Source organism: Acidicapsa borealis (genome assembly GCF_059115245.1).
In genome coordinates this window covers 1698306-1713732 of record NZ_JCACNY010000001.1, presented here as the reverse complement: position 1 = coordinate 1713732, position 15427 = coordinate 1698306, and the positions used below count along the sequence as shown (strand labels likewise).

Here is a 15427-nt window from a genome sequence, read left to right as displayed (position 1 = left end):
AACTGTATCGCCGAACCTGATAGAGTTTTGAGTTATGCCTGATTCCGTTTTAGTCTGGCTGCACGCTCTGGCCATCATCGTCGCGGCCTATCTTCTCGGCTCCATTCCGACCGGCTACCTGCTGATGCGGATCTTTCGCAAGCAGGATATCCGCAGCATTGGCAGCGGCAACATCGGTGCGACCAACGTTTTGCGCTCTGGCGCGAAGGGCCTGGGTGCGGCTACCTTCGCGCTGGATGTGCTTAAGGGCGCGCTGGCCGTATACGTTGGCGCAAAACTCGCGGCCTTTGGTTTTTCGCCGATTCAACTGCATCAGCAGGAGGCACTCGCCGCACTCTGCGCTGTGCTCGGGCACATGTTCCCCATCTGGCTGAACTTCCGCGGTGGTAAGGGTGTGGCGACGGCCTTTGGCGTCTTCGTTGTGCTCGCGCCATATGCTGCTCTGGGTTCGCTCGCGGTCTTCATCGTGGTGTTCGCGCTGGGACGGTATGTGTCGCTGGCGTCGATCCTTGCCGCGGCTGCATTTCCGGTGTTCGCGTGGTTTGCTGCGCCGTGGACGCACAGGCCGCTGGCGATGGGCATCATCCTCATCGTGGTGCTGCTGATCCTCGTGAAACACTCGCAGAACATCCAGCGCCTGATGGCCGGCACCGAATATCGCTTCGGCAGCAAGAAGCCTTCGGCGGCCACCAAGGTCGAAGAGCCGTCATGAGCCGCATTGCAGTACTTGGCTCAGGCGCGTGGGGAACGGCGCTGGCTCTTTCCCTTTCCACCAAGCCTGAAAATGAAGTGACGCTCTGGTCGCACCGCGCCGAAGCGGCTATGGCCTTGGCTCACGATCGTGAAAATCGGCGGTTTCTTCCCGGATTTCCTTTTCCGGCGTCGTTGCAGGTTACGGCCGATGATGCACTGGCGGCGAAGGCCGAAATTCTCGTCTGTGTGGTGCCTTCCGAGTTCGTACGGGCTACGCTGGCCCGGCTGCTTCCGCACATGCACGCTGGGCAAATTCTGGTCAGCGCTTCCAAGGGGATTGAGGATCACAGCTTTCTGCGCATGACCGAAGTGATGTCGGAGTGCGCCGGTGAAGCGGGCCTTCTGCTTTCGATCGGAACACTGAGTGGGCCATCCTTCGCGCAGGAGGTTGCCGCGCAGATGCCCACTGCTATCACTGTCGCCTTCTCTGAATCTGGGGTCGCGGCTCAAGTGCAGCGAGCCTTTTCGAGCCCGTCGCTGCGCCTTTACACCAATGAAGACGTGATCGGGGTGGAGCTGGGCGGGGCGCTCAAGAACGTCATCGCCATCGCCGCCGGGGTGCTGGCCGGGCTTGGCCTTGGGTCCAACTCCGCTGCTGGCCTCATCACGCGCGGCATCGCTGAAATTACCCGCCTCTCCATGGCCGCTGGTGGGCGGCGTGAGACGCTGGCCGGGCTCTCTGGTGTCGGCGATCTTGTGCTTACCTGTACCGGTTCCCTTTCCCGCAACCGGGCGGTTGGGTTTGAACTGGGGCGAGGGCGCAAGCTGGATGAGGTTCTGGCCGGGCTGGGCGGCAAAGTGGCGGAAGGCGTCCGGACCACCCGAGCTGCGCTTGGGCTGGCGCGCAAGCTGGGTGTCGAAATGCCAATTACCGAGCAGATGGGGCTAATCCTCAATGAAGGCAAAAACCCTCAGGCGGCGATTCGCGACCTGATGCAGCGCCCTGGCCGTCACGAAGAGGACTAGCGCAGAACGCTGCGGCTGGTAGACTCAAAGATGGATTTTTGAGCGGATAGAACCCATGTTTTCAAGGCTTTTTGGCGGTAAGAACGACGAACCTGTTTCGATCCTGAAAACGCAGGAAGACCTGCAGGCTGAGGCCGCGGCGGCTGAAGCAGCGGAGAAGGCTGCGCGCAAAGAAGCGGGGCAGTCTGGCGGGATTTTTGACCGCATGCGCGAGGCGGTCACTCGCACGCGCGACTCGCTCTCGACGCGGCTTGAAGGCGTGCTGGCGCTCACGCGGACGGTCGATGAGGCAGCGCTGGATGATCTCGAAGCGGCGCTGTTGACCAGCGATCTTGGTCTGCCCACGACAACTGCCATCCTCGAACAGCTGCGCGACCGGGCGCGGCGACAGGACATCGACGGCGGGGCTGAGCTGCGTAAGTTGTTGAAAGAACAGATTCGGGCGATTCTGGAAGCGCCGCGCAAGCCGGTTCCTGAGCCTGCCGAGCCGCCCAAGGTGATCTTTCTGGTGGGCGTGAACGGCACTGGCAAGACGACCACCAGCGGCAAGCTGGCGGCCTGGTATCGCGCTGAGGGCAAGTCTGTGCTGCTTTGCGCGGCGGATACGTTCCGGGCGGCGGCGATTGAGCAGCTTGAGGTTTGGGCCTCGCGCTCTGGCGTGGACATGATCAAGACCAAGCAAGGCGGCGATCCGGCGGCGGTGTTGTATGACGCTGTGTCCGCATCGAAGGCGCGTGGAATCAGCACGTTAATCGTGGATACAGCGGGCCGCCTGCACACCAAGAGCGGCCTGATGGATGAGCTGGAGAAGATGCGCCGGACGGCGAAGCGGCTGATTCCGGACGCTCCGCACGAGGTGTTGCTGGTGATGGACGCGACCACCGGGCAGAACGGATTGCAGCAGGCGCGGCTCTTTACCGAGGCTTCCGGCGTTACGGGGATTGTGCTCACCAAGCTGGATGGGACGGCCAAGGGCGGCATTGCGGTAGCGATTGCACGGGAGCTGAACCTGCCGGTGAGATTCGTTGGTGTGGGCGAGAAGATTGGCGATCTGCTGGAGTTTGCCCCTGCTGCCTTTGTGGATTCGCTGCTGGGCTGACAAGGTACGAGCAGCGCCCGCTGACTTTACGCCATCCATATGCACCGTCGCGCAATAATCGTTGGAGGTTGCGCAATGCATGTGGATAGATTGCGCAATCGGCGTGAGAGTTTGCGCAATCGAGACCCGGGAATTCAGGCCAATTACACGGTTACACGTGCCCGGGCCGGGGTCTTGAGGCGAGTTGAGGGCGAATGCTGCCAGCGGGATTGATCGGGAAATTAGGGAAAGTATTCATGATCGGGTCAAAGCAGGACATGCCGTGGATGCGGCGGGCGCTGGAGTTGGCGCGTCTCGGTGCAGGCTTGTGCTCGCCCAACCCCGTCGTAGGCTGCGTGATTCTCGATAGTGAAGGCGGGCTGGTTGGCGAGGGGTGGCATGAGTATGACCGGCGCGACCATGCTGAGGTTGTAGCGTTGCGCAAGGCGGGTGAGCGGGCGCGGGGTGGGACGGCTTACGTCACGCTGGAGCCCTGCAGTCATACCGGGCGGACTGGCCCTTGTTCGCAGGCGCTGGTGGCGGCGGGTGTGGCGCGGGTGGTGGCGGCTACGGTGGATCCGAATCCATTGGTGGCCGGGCAGGGGCTGGAGACGCTGCGACAGGCTGGGGTTGCGGTCGAAGTTGGCGTCTGCCAGGCGGAGGCACAGCGGCTGAACGAACCTTTCGCGCACTGGATCCAGAGCAAACGGCCGTTTGTGGAGATGAAGGTGGCGATGACGCTGGATGGGCGGATCGCTCCGGCGCCGGGGGTGCAGGCCGCACGGCAGCCGTATTGGATTACCGGCGAGGCGTCGCGGGCGGCGGTGCAGCCGATGCGGTGGATGGCGGACGCTGTGCTGACCGGCGTGGATACAGTGATTGCCGACGATCCGCTGATGACGGACCGCAGCGGCAATGCGCGGCGCAGGCCGCTCTTGCGCGTGGTGCTGGATTCGGCGCTGCGCATGCCGCTGGACTCGAAGCTGGTGACGACGGCGAAGGAGGATGTGCTGGTCTTCACTGTGCCTCCGCCGGAGCGCGACAAGTTTGCCACCGAGCGAGCTCGTGCCCGGATCGACGAACTCAGGGCTCGCGGGGTGCGTGTGGAAGTGCTGGCAGCTGATGGCGGGCGGGTTCCGCTGGGGCTGGTGCTGGACCGGCTGGGGGCGGAGGGCGTTCTTTCGCTGCTTACGGAAACCGGCACTCGGCTGAATACGGCGCTGCTGGCGGCTGGGCTGGTGGACCGACTGAAGATTTTCTGCTCACCCCAGATTCTCGGCTCGGACGCTGTGCCGGCCTTTCGCGGGATGAGTGTTCCGGTGAAGCTGGACCCGGCGGAGATGGAGCGGCATGGGAATGACTACAGCGTTTCGGCGCTGCTGCGCGATCCTTGGAAATAGAATCTGCTGGTTGACTAACGGCGCGGATTATACTTAGATATAACTTAACGAGGTTATCCGTGCATACGACAAATCTTCGCAAAGTAGGCGGCTCGATCATGCTGGCGGTCCCGCCCGTACTGCTCAATCTTCTTGATCTTAAAGCCGGTGCTACGGTCGCTGTTGAAGTTGAGAATGGAAGGCTGATCGTGGAGCCTCGGCAGCGCCCTCACTACTCGCTGGAGGAACTGTTGGCTGCTTCGGACTATTCGCAGCCGCAATCGGTAGAAGAGCGCGAGTGGGTCGATGCTCCGGCGGTAGGCGGAGAGTTATTGTGAATCGCGGCGATATCTACATGGTGTCGCTGGATCCTACGTTTGGGCATGAGCAACGTGGACATCGGCCAATTTTGATCATCTCTCCGACAGCTTTCAATGAGGCGACAAGATTGCCGGTGATCCTGCCCATTACCAGTGGCGGCGACTTCGCGCGACGGCTTGGTTTCGCTGTGCCGATCGCAGGAATTCAGACGACTGGCATTATCCGTTGCGACCAGCCTCGTGTGCTCGATGTGATAGCGCGTGGCGGACGAAAGGTGGATGCGCTGCCGGTCGATATTCTCGAAGATGTGCTGGCGAAGACAGCCGTTTTATTCAACTAATTTGGCCCAAACTACATTGCACCAGTGTGGTGCGAACCAACGCTCCAAAGTCCGATAATTTAGCCAAGAGTTGTTACTTTCGCGAGTTCTGATGCAAGAACTGCAGTCGCGTTTACTGCCTGCACAGACCAATTTGGAGTCAATGCATTGAAGACAAAAAAGGAGATACTTGCTGTTCTTGAAAAGTTAGAAATGGAGCAGCAGTTAACGTGGATGCTTGATCTGGGAGCGGAACTTACTATTGCGGCTCGTTCTGGATATCCGTTCAATGGAGAGCCGGGTAGTATCAAGCAGCTTCAAGGGTTCAACGAGATGCAGCATCGCGTCTACGGACACATGCAGCACCTGCGATCCGGGACGGCGTGGCCGTTGGAAGACTTTCTTGATGGGCTGGTCAAGATGGCTCCGTTCTATGGGATTGAGGGGGATTTTGGTGCGGCTTTTAGGTGGGCCATGGATAGGTTGGAGCGTCGGCTTGACTTAGATTCCCCGGCTTCGCCGTCGGAATAAAAACGGAACATCCAACTGCAAAGGCAACAGCAGATTCGCTTCGGGAATGACAACAAGAAAAACAAGAACAAAGACAAGAATAAGCAACGGCAACCGGAGGTCCTTCGACTTCGCTGCGCTTCGCTCAGGATGACAGCATTTGTTTGACTTGGACTAAGAACAACTGCAAGGGCAACAGCAGATTCCCTTCGGGAATGACAAACAAAAGAGCTAAAGCAAAGGCGGCCGGAAGTCATGCCATGCGGGACTAGATTCTTGTCGCGGTGACTTGCAGGTACTCGTTGTGGATCAGGGTCTGTGTTGTTGGGTCTGAAGCTACGTTGTGGCTGGACCAGAGGTTTTCCAGGTCTGCTGCCAGTGCAGCCTGACCGGCTTCGTCGAGGCGGCTGAAGGCTACCTGCGTTGGTCCGAAGTATTTGCGGAAGAAGGCTACGGCTCCGGCGGGGTTGACGGGCATGTTGAAGTCGATGGGGATGATTTCTGTCTGGATGTTGGTGAAGCCGGAGGCGAGGCGCTGGCGGACGGTGGTGTCGTCTCCCCAGAGCGCGGGTGGGAGGATGCCGGGTGGGGGTGGGACGTGGCGGCTCATGAGTTTGAACATCAGGCCGGAGAAGCCGGCGGCGTTCCAGTTGGCCATGGCGAGCAGGCCGCCGGGCTTGAGGACGCGGGCCAGTTCTGAGGCGACGAGGTCGGGGCGCGGGGCGAACATGGCTCCGAACATAGTGACGACCTGGTCGAAGGACCCGTCGGCGTAGGGGAGCTGTTCTGCGTCGCCTTCGTCAAAGGTGATTGCGAGGCCTTCCGCGGCGGCGCGTTCGCGGGCCTGGACGAGCAGGTTGGGGGCGATATCGACCCCGGTGACGATGGCTCCGGCGCGGGCGAGCGGGATGGCGAGGTTGCCGGTGCCGGTTGCGACGTCGAGGACGCGCAGGCCCTTGGGCGAAGGCAGGCGGTCAATGAACTCCGCACCGCCGGCGGCGATGGTTTTGGCTACGACGCCGAAGTCTCCGGCCATCCAGGTGGCGCGCATAGCGGATTTGATGTGGGCAATTGACGGCGCGGCGGAAGAGGAGGGGACGGTATCGCTCATGGAATCAACTTTCTGGAGGGTGCGGAGCAGAAGATAGATGCTGCATGGTGCAGTGTGCTGGATGCCTCCAGCTTACGTCAACGGATTTCAACCACGTACGGGGATATCCTGCGAGGAACTCACCTGGATGCGATTGCGTCCTTGATTCTTGGCTTGGTAGAGGGCTGAGTCGACGGCGAGGAACATTTTCTCCGGGGTGATCCCGGCGGCGATTTCGGAGTTGGGATCAGAAAGCGTCGTGCAGCCGATGCTGACCGTGACCCGCTCGAACGGGCTGGCCGGATGCGGAATTCCCATCGTTTCGAGGGCGTCCATCATGCGCTCGGCGACCCGGAGGGCGCCTTCCTGATCGGTATTCGGCAACATGGCAACGAACTCTTCGCCTCCGTAGCGGGCCAGCGCGTCGGAGTTGCGGCGGAGTTGAAGGGCGAGGAGTTTCGACACCGTCTGCAGGCAGAGGTCGCCGGCGGCGTGGCCCAGCGAATCGTTGAAGAGCTTGAAGTGGTCGACGTCGATGAGCAGGAGCGAAATCGGCTGGCCGCTGCGCTGGGCTCGCTTCCATTCCAAGGTGAAGGAGTCTGCGAACCAGCGGCGGTTATAAATGCCGGTGAGCGGGTCGTGCTGGGAGAGGACTTCGAGCTGCTGATTGGCGGACTGCAGGTCCCATTGAGCGGCGAGAAGCTGAAACTGGCCGTAGGCGGAGCGGACGCCAAATAAAGCAAGGCTGAGGAGGCCAGCGGTGATGCCGAGGACGGGATGGTGGCCGGCGATGGCCAGGATCATGCTGGCGAGCAAGGCGAAAAGCGGTAGGAACGCTGCGGCTCCCAGGCGGAGGAAGATGAGCTTGCGGCTGGGCTCCCTGGGGCCGATGCGTTTGCGAAGGGACGGAACGAGGAAGGCGAAGGCGAGCAGGCAGAGGTCGCTGGGGACGAAGAGTACCGAGGCGGGTGGGACGCTCCAGGTGTTGATGAGGATGTGGTTGGTCCAGACGGCGACGGGGAGACCAATCCAGAGGTAGATGGCGAGGGCGCGGTGGAAGTGGCGGGACTCGGCGGGTTTTGCGGTGAAGACCGCGAGCAGCGCGAGAACCGCGATCAGGATCGATTGCGTGTAGCTGTAACGGTTAAAGAGGTCAGACTGGAGCGGGGCGAGATCGACGGGGTGGGCGAAGAGGCCGGGAGTGAACAGCGCGACGAAGACCAGCGAAATCAGGACGACCTGGGCGACGTCCAGCAGGCGATGGATGCGGCGGTCGGTTTCTTCGGGTGTACAGACGACGAGGAGGAACGGCAGGGCGCGGAGGGCGTGCAGGAAGTCGTTGAGCCAGGCGCTTTGGGGACTGAAATCTGCGATGTGCGCGGCCTGAAGGTATTCGCCGTAGAGGATGCAGAGGAAGGAGCCGATGGCGAGGGCGAAATTGATGGAGATGAGCTTCCAACGCCAGCGGGCGGCGGGGGTGGTGTGGCGGAGTTCGTTGAGAGCGACGGCAAGGGCCAGCGCGTAGAGCGTGATCCAGACAATGGGGGTGAGGATGGCTTGCTGGGGGAAGGATAGGCTGAGGGCAAGATGGGCGAGAACGACGGCGAGCGCTGCCGCGGCCAGGGCGCGATTGGCCGTGAGCCTGAGAGGCGGAGACGATGTCATTTCCTGGTAGATTCCCGAAATGGAAATGGCTCTAGCCCCTTTCCTGCGCCGTTTGAGCAAATTCTGTGGGTTTATCTTAGCGCCTCGCCGGGCGGTTGCGGATGGGGAAATCTGGTTGTTTCTAGGATGCGGGGGTAAGCTGGAGATATGTTTACTGGGATTGTCGAACGGACTGGAACAATTGTTTCTCTGGCGGATCTGGGCGGTGTGCAGCGGCTTACGGTGGCTGCTCCGGGCATCGCGGGATTGCTGCGTGAGGGGGATTCGCTGGCGGTTTCCGGTGTGTGCCTGACGGCGTTGACAGTGGCCGGCTCGGATGCGGGGGAGTTCTTTCATGCGGATCTGGCGGCGGAGACGCTGTCTAAGACTTCGCTGGGGGCGCTGGCACCGGGAGCGCTTGTGAATCTGGAGATGCCTACGGCGGCGGGTGCTCCGCTGGGCGGACATATTGTGCAGGGGCATGTGGATGGGACGGGCGAGCTGGTTTCGCTGGAGCCGGTGGTGCCGGAGACTTCACCCCACTTCAATCGTGAGACGACCGACTGGACGCTGAAGGTGCGGGTACCGGAGCATGTCCGACAGTGGATGGTGCTGAAGGGGTCGGTTGCGCTGGAGGGGATCAGCCTGACGATTGCCGATTTTGACGGTGAAGTCGTCTCGATTGCCATTCTGCCGCTGACGTACTGGCGGACGAATCTGCATGCGCTGAAGGCTGGGGCGCCAATCAATGTTGAGGCGGATGTGCTGGTCAAGCTGGCTTATGCGCGGATGGATGCGGAAGATGCTGCGAAGGCTGAGCCGGAGTTTGCGCTGACGGAGCATTGGCTGGTGGCGAACGGTTACTAGTGCCGCGGTGTCGGCTAGGATGCTGAGACGTGACTGAACTTCCTGAACAGCAGGTGACGCTTTCGTCTCAAGGCCAGCCCGTTGCGACCCGTCCTGCACGAGTTGCCCGGCCTGGCTGGCGAGAGCTTTGGGTGCGGCGGGATTGGCGGCGGCTGCTTTTGCGCGGGCTGCGCTGGGCGGGGATTGCGCTGGTTTCGCTATGGCTGCTGGCGGCACTGACACTGGTGCTGCTGCGTTGGGTGGATCCGCCAACGACTGCTGTGCATGTGGAGCGGCATTTGCAGGCCTGGGCGCATAGCCAGCCTTACAAAGAGCGCTACGCATTTGTGCCGATGAGCCGGATTTCTCCGAACCTGCAGCATGCGGTCGTGGCGGCTGAGGATGCGCGGTTCTATCAGCATCATGGCTTTGACTGGGAGTCGATGGAGCTGGCGGCTGAGGGCGATCTGGACGGGAAGCGGCTGCGGGGCGGGTCGACGATTACGCAGCAACTCGTGAAGAATCTTTTCTTTGGGACAAGCCGGTCGCTACTGCGGAAGGGCGCGGAGTTCACGCTGGTGCCAGTGGCGGAGCTGGTGCTGGGTAAGGACCGGATCTTGGAGCTATACCTCAACGAGGTGGAGTGGGGGCCGGCGGTCTACGGGGCGGAGGCGGCTTGCCAGTACCACTATCGGGCTTCGGCGCGGACGATCAGCCGGGACGAAGCGGCACGGCTGGCGGCGGTTTTGCCCGCTCCGTTGAAGCGGAAGCCGGAGCGGATGAACCGGTATACCGGGATCATTCTGGAACGGATGCGGCAGATGGGGTGGTGAGTTGCCGGTCGGGATTTCCTGAATCGGGGTATCATTGGGCAACTGGCGAGGTGCTGTATGGGAGCTACGCAGACGATTCCGGTGGATGAGGCGGAGAGTGATTTTCGCGGGATCCTGGAACGAGTGGAGCACGGCGAGACGGTTGTGATTTCTCGTCACGGTCAGAGAATCGCACGGATCAGTCCGGAAACTCAGATTGACAGTGACCAAGTGGCGCAAGCGGTGGAAGGGATGCGAGCGCTGCGCAAGCAGATTGGGCGCATGAGCTTGGATGAAATCCTGTCGGCGCGGGATGAGGGTCGCAGGTAATGGATTTTGCGCTGGATGCTTCGGTTTCGGCGGTCTGGGCTCTTGCCGACGAGGCGCATCCGCTGGCGGATCGACTACTGGCAAACTGGGCTGGACCCGCGACACTACGTGCGACGGCATGGGTTCCCGCACTCTGGTGGTTTGAGATTCGCAACATCCTCATCATGAGTGAGCGAAGAAAGCGGCTGAGTGTGGATGGCTCGGATGCCTTCCTCAAACTGATTGTTTCGTTTCCTATCGTGACCGATGCTGAACCGGACGAAGCGGCGATTCTGCGATACGCCCGGAAATATCAGTTGTCGTTCTACGACGCGTCCTATCTGGATGTTGCGGCACGCAAAGGATTGGTCCTCGCTACGCTCGATAAAGCTCTTGCCCAAGCAGGCATCGCAGAAGGCGTGACTGTGCTGTCTTAAGTTTTATGGTTGCGGGGCGGTGGCCTGGACGGGCTTCGGCGGGTCGATTCTTGTGGGTGCAGGCCTTGGAGGGTCGAGGACATACTCGTCGCCGGTGCGGGCGACGATTTGTTCGCGCTGGTGCTGGAGGGTTTTCAGGCGGGTGACGGCTTCCATGTAGTGCTGTTTTTCTTCTGCGGTGAGAGCTGGGCCTGACTTGTCTGCTGCTTTCTTTTCGAAGGCGTCTACTTCGGCGTTGAGCGGGGCGATGGCGCGGTCGATCAGGACGGGGTGGATTTCCGGGTTTTTCTCTTTACCGCGCTGGAGCTGGTTGCGGTTGTTTTCCTGCCATGCAGGCCAGATGCCGACATTGGCCAGCTCAAAGCGCTTGCCGGCTGGGCCGTAGTCCTTTTCTACGGCGACGAATCGGACCACCAGCGACTGGCGGGGTTCGCCGTCCTTGTCGGGCATGAGGCCGTCGATGTAGGTGCGGGACTGGTTGGACAGGAAGTTGCCGAGCGAGTAGAAGATGACTGTGTTGCGGTTATCGGCGGTCTGGTAGGTCTCGACCTGCTGGAGTACGTGGGGGTGGTGGCCGACAAGGACCGTGGCTCCGGCGTCCATGAGCTTGTGGGCGAGTTCGACGTCGTCGGGGCGCGGGGCCGGGGCGTACTCGATGCCCCAGTGGATGGAGAGAACGAGGAAGTCACATTGGGTGCGGGCGGCTTTGACGGCTTCCAGTACTCCGGCCTCGTCTAGACCGGGGGCGCCGCCGGAGTCGTTGGGGTAGGGGAAGAAGTTGACGTGGGGCTGGTCTTCTCTGTCTGGGTTGCGATTGCCGTTGAGCCAGCGGGTCATGCCGAGCCAGCCTACCTTGATGCCGTTTTTCTCGACGATGACGGGTTTCCAGGCGGTCTGTGCGGTGTCACTGGTGCCGGCGAAGACGAGCCCTTCCTGGGTGAGATGCTCGCGGGTTTCGGTGAAACCGGGCCAGCCCTGGTCCATGACGTGGTTGTTGGCGAAGCTGACGATCTTGACGCCGTTGGCGTGGAGCGACTGAATAAGTGCCACCGGTGCGTCGAACATGAAGGGCTTTGAGCCGTGGGAATGGGCCGGGGCGACCGGGGTTTCGAGGTTGACAAAGCCGAAGTCAGCGGACTGGAAGAGGTCGGCGGTGTCGGCGAAGAGGGCGTCCCAGCCGTCGTGGTTTTCCGCTGTTTTGTGCGCGGTGGCGGCTTGTACGACTGCCTGGTGGGGGATGACGTCTCCGGCGGCGACGAAGGTGACGCGGCCTAACTCGCGCGGGTAGGGGGTGGCGGCCTGCACCGTGGAGTGCGTGTTGCAGGCCGTTACGGCGAGTGTGCTCAACAGGATGGCGGCGAGCAGGCGGCGGGGTGTGGTGACATTCATGGCGGTTTCATGAGGGTAAGAACAAACTGCGGCAAATGCAACTGCGAGAAGTGCAGACTGAGCGTCTCGGGGCTGGCTTGCGTCTTAACTTGTACCGAATCGGATCTGGCTCCGGCTTGCGCGATGAGTCGCGCGGCGCGGCAGATGCCAAGCTGGTAACCTGATATTGGCTACAAGTATGCAGTTTTGCTGGGAGATGCATGGCTGAGTTTGTCATCAAGCTGGCGGATGAGCGGGGGCGGGTGCAGGAGCAGACGCAGACGGCTGCCTCGGCCGAGGAGCTGCGCCAGCGGTTTATTACGGCTGGATACCATGTCTTCTCGGTCAAGTCGAAGGGCGGGATTGGCGGCCGCAAGAAGAAGATCAAGTTGGAGCCGTTTCTGATCTTCAACCAGCAGTTTCTTACACTTGTACGCGCCGGGTTGCCGATTCACGGGTCGCTGGAGATGCTGGCCAAGAACCAGAAGAATCCGCACTTTGCCGGGCAGCTGATGAACGTGACCGAGCGGGTGAAGGGCGGCGAATCGCTGTCGGTGGCCTTTGAGGCACAGGGCGGCTTCCCGACGATGTACACGACGACGCTGCTGGCTGGGGAACGCTCGGGCAACCTGCAGGAAGTGCTGGAACGGTATGTCAGCTTCCAGCGGATCACGCTGGGCTTTACCAAGAAACTGACGGCTTCGCTGATCTATCCGAGTGTGCTGATCGTTATTGTTACGGTGCTGTTTATCTTCCTGATCACGTTCGTGGTGCCGAGCTTCGCCACTTTGTATGAGCAGATGGGGTCAAAGCTGCCTGCGTTTACGGTGGCGCTGCTCGATTTCGGCAAGTCTGCGCAGCATCAGGGAATCTGGTATCTGCTGGGGATTGGGGTGCTTGGCTACGCGTTTCGGAAATACAGTCAGACGCCGAAGGGCAAGGATGTCATCGATCGCTTCCGCATTGGTCTGCCGGTGATTGGCAAGATCTGGATCAAGTACCAGGTGGCGCTGTTCGGGCGGACACTGGCAACTCTGTTGACGGGCGGCCTGCCGCTGGTGCCTTCGCTTGAAACGGCTGCGCGGTCGATCTCGTCCAACCGGATTGCGAAGGCGGTGTTTTCGTCGGTTGTCTCGGTGCGCGAGGGCAAGAGTCTGGCCACTTCCCTGGAGAAGACGAAGGTGTTTCCGGGCGTGGCGACGGAGATGATTTCGGTCGGCGAGCAGACCGGCGCGCTGCCGCAGATGCTGAACTCTGTTTCGGACTTCTTTGAGCAGGATGTGGAGACTTCGATGGCGGTGGTGATGTCGCTGATTGAGCCTGCGATTCTTCTGGTGATGGGTGTTTTCGTCATTGTCATTCTGATCGCTTTGTATCTTCCGATCTTCTCGCTGGGGTCGGCGCAGCAGATACAAAGATGAGAGTGTGAGTGTGAAGTGTGAGTGTGAAAAGCGAGTGTTTGGGTCACTTGTAGTTTTGATGTAACTGGAGAGTTTTGGCCATGGTTCGGTCCTATAGGGATTTGCTGGTCTGGCAAAAGGCAATTCAGCTGACACTGCTGATTTACCGGATAACGAAGTCATTTCCGCGAGAAGAAATCTACGGATTGACGAGCCAAATGCGGCGATGTGCCGTATCCATACCGAGTAACATCGCGGAGGGCGCCGGAAGGCTGAATACTCCCGAATACCGAAACTTTCTTGGGATTGCGCGAGGTTCAAGTTTTGAGTTGCAGACACAGTTGGTCATTGCGAAGGAGCTAGGGCTTGGCGATACCGCCGAACTTGCGCAAGCAGACACGCTGTGCGACGAAATTGGGCGAATGGTCTACGGAACGATTACGACATTGAACGACAAATGAAGCGGGCGTGAGCAGAGTGAACACACTCACACTTCACACTCACACTCGCGCTGAATGAGGTTACACCCATGGCAGATGCAGTATTGACGGTACCGACTCCGAGTTTTGGGCAGATTGATGAACGGGCGGCGGCTGAGCAGCTTGCGAAGCGGTATCGGGCGGAGTTTGCTGATCTGAAGCACTTCAAGATTCAGCATGATCTGCTGCGCACTGTGCCGGTTGAGCTGATGTTCCGCTACAACTTTGTGCCGCTGGAGCAGCGTGGTGATGTGCTGGTGATTGCGGTCAGCGATCCTTCGAAGCTGATGGTGCTGGACGAGATTGCCGGCCTGCTGGGCCATCGCATTGAACCGCGCGTGGCGACGCTTACCCAGATCACCGATCTGCTGAAGAAGACCGAACAGTCGCAACGCGTGCTGGATGAAGCCAGCGAAGGCATGACCTTCGATGTGCTCAACGGTGATGAGAACGCGGATGAGAGCATCTCGATCGAGAAGCTGGCGGGCGATGAGGATCTCAGCCCGATTATCCGGCTTGTGGACACGACCATCTTTACCGCTCTCGAACGGCGCGCTTCGGACGTGCACATTGAAACGTACGACGATTCGCTGCATGTGAAGTACCGCATTGACGGCGTGCTGCAGCCAGCGATGGCGCCGATTGCGCGCGAGCATCACCAGACGATTCTGTCGCGTATCAAGATCATGTCGGAGCTGGACATTGCCGAGCGGCGCGTGCCGCAGGATGGCCGTTTCCGCGTGCGGTATAAGGGGCGGCTGATCGATTTCCGCGTTTCGATCATGCCGACGGTGCATGGCGAAAACGCCGTGCTTCGTGTGCTTGATAAAGAATCGATGTCGGAGAAATTCCGCAACCTGACGCTCGAAGTCGTCGGCTTTCATGAGGACGATCTGCGGCGCTTCCGGCGGTATATTCGCGAGCCGTACGGGATGGTGCTGGTGACGGGGCCGACGGGTTCCGGTAAGACGACGACACTGTATGCGGCGCTGAATGAGATCAAGTCCGACGAAGAAAAGATCATCACCATCGAAGACCCGGTCGAGTACCAGATTCGCGGCATTACGCAGATTCCGGTGAACGAGAAAAAGGGGCTTACGTTTGCGCGCGGTCTGCGTTCGATTCTGCGTCATGATCCGGACAAGATCCTGGTCGGCGAAATCCGTGATGCGGAGACGGCGCAGATCGCGATCAACTCGGCGCTTACGGGCCATCTTGTGTTCACCACTGTCCATGCGAACAACGTGGTCGATGTGTTGGGGCGCTTTTTGAACATGGGCGTCGAGGCTTACAACTTCGTTTCTGCGCTGAACTGTATTCTGGCGCAGCGGCTTGTACGTACGATCTGCGATCACTGCGCGTACATGACGAAGCATCCGGAAGAGTTGCTGGTGACAAGCGGCCTCGACCCGGCGGAATGGCGCAACTTCGAGTTTCGTGAGGGCGCGGGATGCATTGAGTGCGGCGGGACGGGGTTCCGTGGGCGTACCGCAATTCATGAATTGCTGGATTTGACGGACCCGATTCGCGAACTGATTCTGGACAAGAAGCCAGGTTCGGAAGTGCGGAAGCTGGCGCAGAAGGAAGGCATGACTTTCCTGCGCGAGTCGGCGATGGACAGGGTGCAGCGCGGGTTTACGACCTTGAAGGAGATCAACAAGGTTACGTTTATTGAGGCGTCGCGGTAAGGCAGGGATTAGGGAGCAGGGAACAGCT

17 protein-coding genes are annotated in these 15427 nt (G+C 60.4%); 14 read left to right on the top strand and 3 right to left on the bottom strand.

All coding sequences use genetic code 11. The features are described 5' to 3' along the window. Positions 1 to 34: 34 nt before the first annotated feature. From plsY to AC5S27_RS06935, 7 genes are all read left to right on the top strand, one after another. A complete protein-coding gene (gene plsY / locus AC5S27_RS06965) occupies positions 35 to 712 on the top strand; it encodes a glycerol-3-phosphate 1-O-acyltransferase PlsY (protein WP_493933841.1) in 678 nt (225 codons plus the stop codon). Then, positions 709 to 1719 (top strand): NAD(P)H-dependent glycerol-3-phosphate dehydrogenase, encoded by a 1011-nt coding sequence (locus tag AC5S27_RS06960; protein ID WP_493933840.1) that lies wholly within the window; start codon positions 709 to 711, stop codon positions 1717 to 1719. The genes plsY and AC5S27_RS06960 overlap by 4 nt, the downstream gene beginning before the upstream one ends. A gap of 55 nt (positions 1720 to 1774) precedes the next feature. Further along, positions 1775 to 2818, top strand: a complete 1044-nt coding sequence (gene ftsY, locus AC5S27_RS06955; RefSeq protein ID WP_493933839.1) for a signal recognition particle-docking protein FtsY — start codon at positions 1775 to 1777, stop codon at positions 2816 to 2818. A 236-nt stretch (positions 2819 to 3054) separates the two neighbouring features. Then, positions 3055 to 4197: a bifunctional diaminohydroxyphosphoribosylaminopyrimidine deaminase/5-amino-6-(5-phosphoribosylamino)uracil reductase RibD gene (gene ribD / locus AC5S27_RS06950; RefSeq protein ID WP_493933838.1), complete on the top strand. Its 1143-nt coding sequence runs from the start codon at positions 3055 to 3057 to the stop codon at positions 4195 to 4197. 59 nt (positions 4198 to 4256) lie between these two features. After that, positions 4257 to 4514 carry an AbrB/MazE/SpoVT family DNA-binding domain-containing protein gene (locus AC5S27_RS06945; protein ID WP_493933837.1) on the top strand — a complete coding sequence of 86 codons (258 nt, stop codon included), beginning with the start codon at positions 4257 to 4259 and terminating at the stop codon, positions 4512 to 4514. Continuing rightward, positions 4511 to 4837: a type II toxin-antitoxin system PemK/MazF family toxin gene (locus tag AC5S27_RS06940; RefSeq protein WP_493933836.1), complete on the top strand. Its 327-nt coding sequence runs from the start codon at positions 4511 to 4513 to the stop codon at positions 4835 to 4837. The genes AC5S27_RS06945 and AC5S27_RS06940 overlap by 4 nt, the downstream gene beginning before the upstream one ends. A 147-nt stretch (positions 4838 to 4984) precedes the next feature. After that, on the top strand, positions 4985 to 5347 hold the full coding sequence (locus tag AC5S27_RS06935) for a hypothetical protein (RefSeq protein ID WP_493933835.1): 363 nt from the start codon (positions 4985 to 4987) through the stop codon (positions 5345 to 5347). 247 nt (positions 5348 to 5594) lie between these two features. Here the strand turns inward: AC5S27_RS06935 and AC5S27_RS06930 are convergent, their stop codons facing one another. Continuing rightward, positions 5595 to 6437, bottom strand: coding sequence for a class I SAM-dependent methyltransferase (locus AC5S27_RS06930; RefSeq protein WP_493933834.1), 843 nt, complete (start codon positions 6435 to 6437; stop codon positions 5595 to 5597). A gap of 87 nt (positions 6438 to 6524) precedes the next feature. Then, positions 6525 to 8081, bottom strand: coding sequence for a GGDEF domain-containing protein (locus tag AC5S27_RS06925; RefSeq protein WP_493933833.1), 1557 nt, complete (start codon positions 8079 to 8081; stop codon positions 6525 to 6527). A gap of 147 nt (positions 8082 to 8228) precedes the next feature. Here AC5S27_RS06925 and AC5S27_RS06920 point away from each other — a divergent pair, with 147 nt between their 5' ends. From AC5S27_RS06920 to AC5S27_RS06905, 4 genes are read left to right on the top strand one after another with little or no spacing between them, the layout of a single operon-like run. Next, positions 8229 to 8927 carry a riboflavin synthase gene (locus AC5S27_RS06920; RefSeq protein ID WP_493933832.1) on the top strand — a complete coding sequence of 233 codons (699 nt, stop codon included), beginning with the start codon at positions 8229 to 8231 and terminating at the stop codon, positions 8925 to 8927. Positions 8928 to 8956: 29 nt separating this feature from the next. Beyond that, the gene (mtgA, locus tag AC5S27_RS06915; RefSeq protein WP_493933831.1) at positions 8957 to 9739 is read left to right on the top strand and encodes a monofunctional biosynthetic peptidoglycan transglycosylase; all 783 of its coding nucleotides are present in this window, start codon (positions 8957 to 8959) and stop codon (positions 9737 to 9739) included. A 57-nt stretch (positions 9740 to 9796) separates the two neighbouring features. Beyond that, positions 9797 to 10048 carry a type II toxin-antitoxin system Phd/YefM family antitoxin gene (locus AC5S27_RS06910; RefSeq protein WP_493933830.1) on the top strand — a complete coding sequence of 84 codons (252 nt, stop codon included), beginning with the start codon at positions 9797 to 9799 and terminating at the stop codon, positions 10046 to 10048. Then, the gene (locus AC5S27_RS06905; protein ID WP_493933829.1) at positions 10048 to 10464 is read left to right on the top strand and encodes a type II toxin-antitoxin system VapC family toxin; all 417 of its coding nucleotides are present in this window, start codon (positions 10048 to 10050) and stop codon (positions 10462 to 10464) included. The genes AC5S27_RS06910 and AC5S27_RS06905 overlap by 1 nt, the downstream gene beginning before the upstream one ends. Before the next feature lie 3 nt (positions 10465 to 10467). Here AC5S27_RS06905 and AC5S27_RS06900 read toward each other — a convergent pair whose 3' ends face one another. Continuing rightward, positions 10468 to 11853, bottom strand: a complete 1386-nt coding sequence (locus tag AC5S27_RS06900) for a CapA family protein (protein ID WP_493933828.1) — start codon at positions 11851 to 11853, stop codon at positions 10468 to 10470. Between the two features lie 200 nt (positions 11854 to 12053). On the opposite strand from AC5S27_RS06900, the gene AC5S27_RS06895 reads away from it, so the two are divergent. The 3 genes from AC5S27_RS06895 (at position 12054) to AC5S27_RS06885 (ending at position 15399) form a co-directional block, all read left to right on the top strand. Beyond that, on the top strand, positions 12054 to 13253 hold the full coding sequence (locus tag AC5S27_RS06895) for a type II secretion system F family protein (RefSeq protein WP_493933827.1): 1200 nt from the start codon (positions 12054 to 12056) through the stop codon (positions 13251 to 13253). An 80-nt stretch (positions 13254 to 13333) separates the two neighbouring features. Next, positions 13334 to 13693: a four helix bundle protein gene (locus AC5S27_RS06890; RefSeq protein ID WP_493933826.1), complete on the top strand. Its 360-nt coding sequence runs from the start codon at positions 13334 to 13336 to the stop codon at positions 13691 to 13693. Positions 13694 to 13761: 68 nt separating this feature from the next. After that, positions 13762 to 15399 (top strand): GspE/PulE family protein, encoded by a 1638-nt coding sequence (locus tag AC5S27_RS06885; protein WP_493933825.1) that lies wholly within the window; start codon positions 13762 to 13764, stop codon positions 15397 to 15399. Positions 15400 to 15427 lie beyond the last annotated feature (28 nt).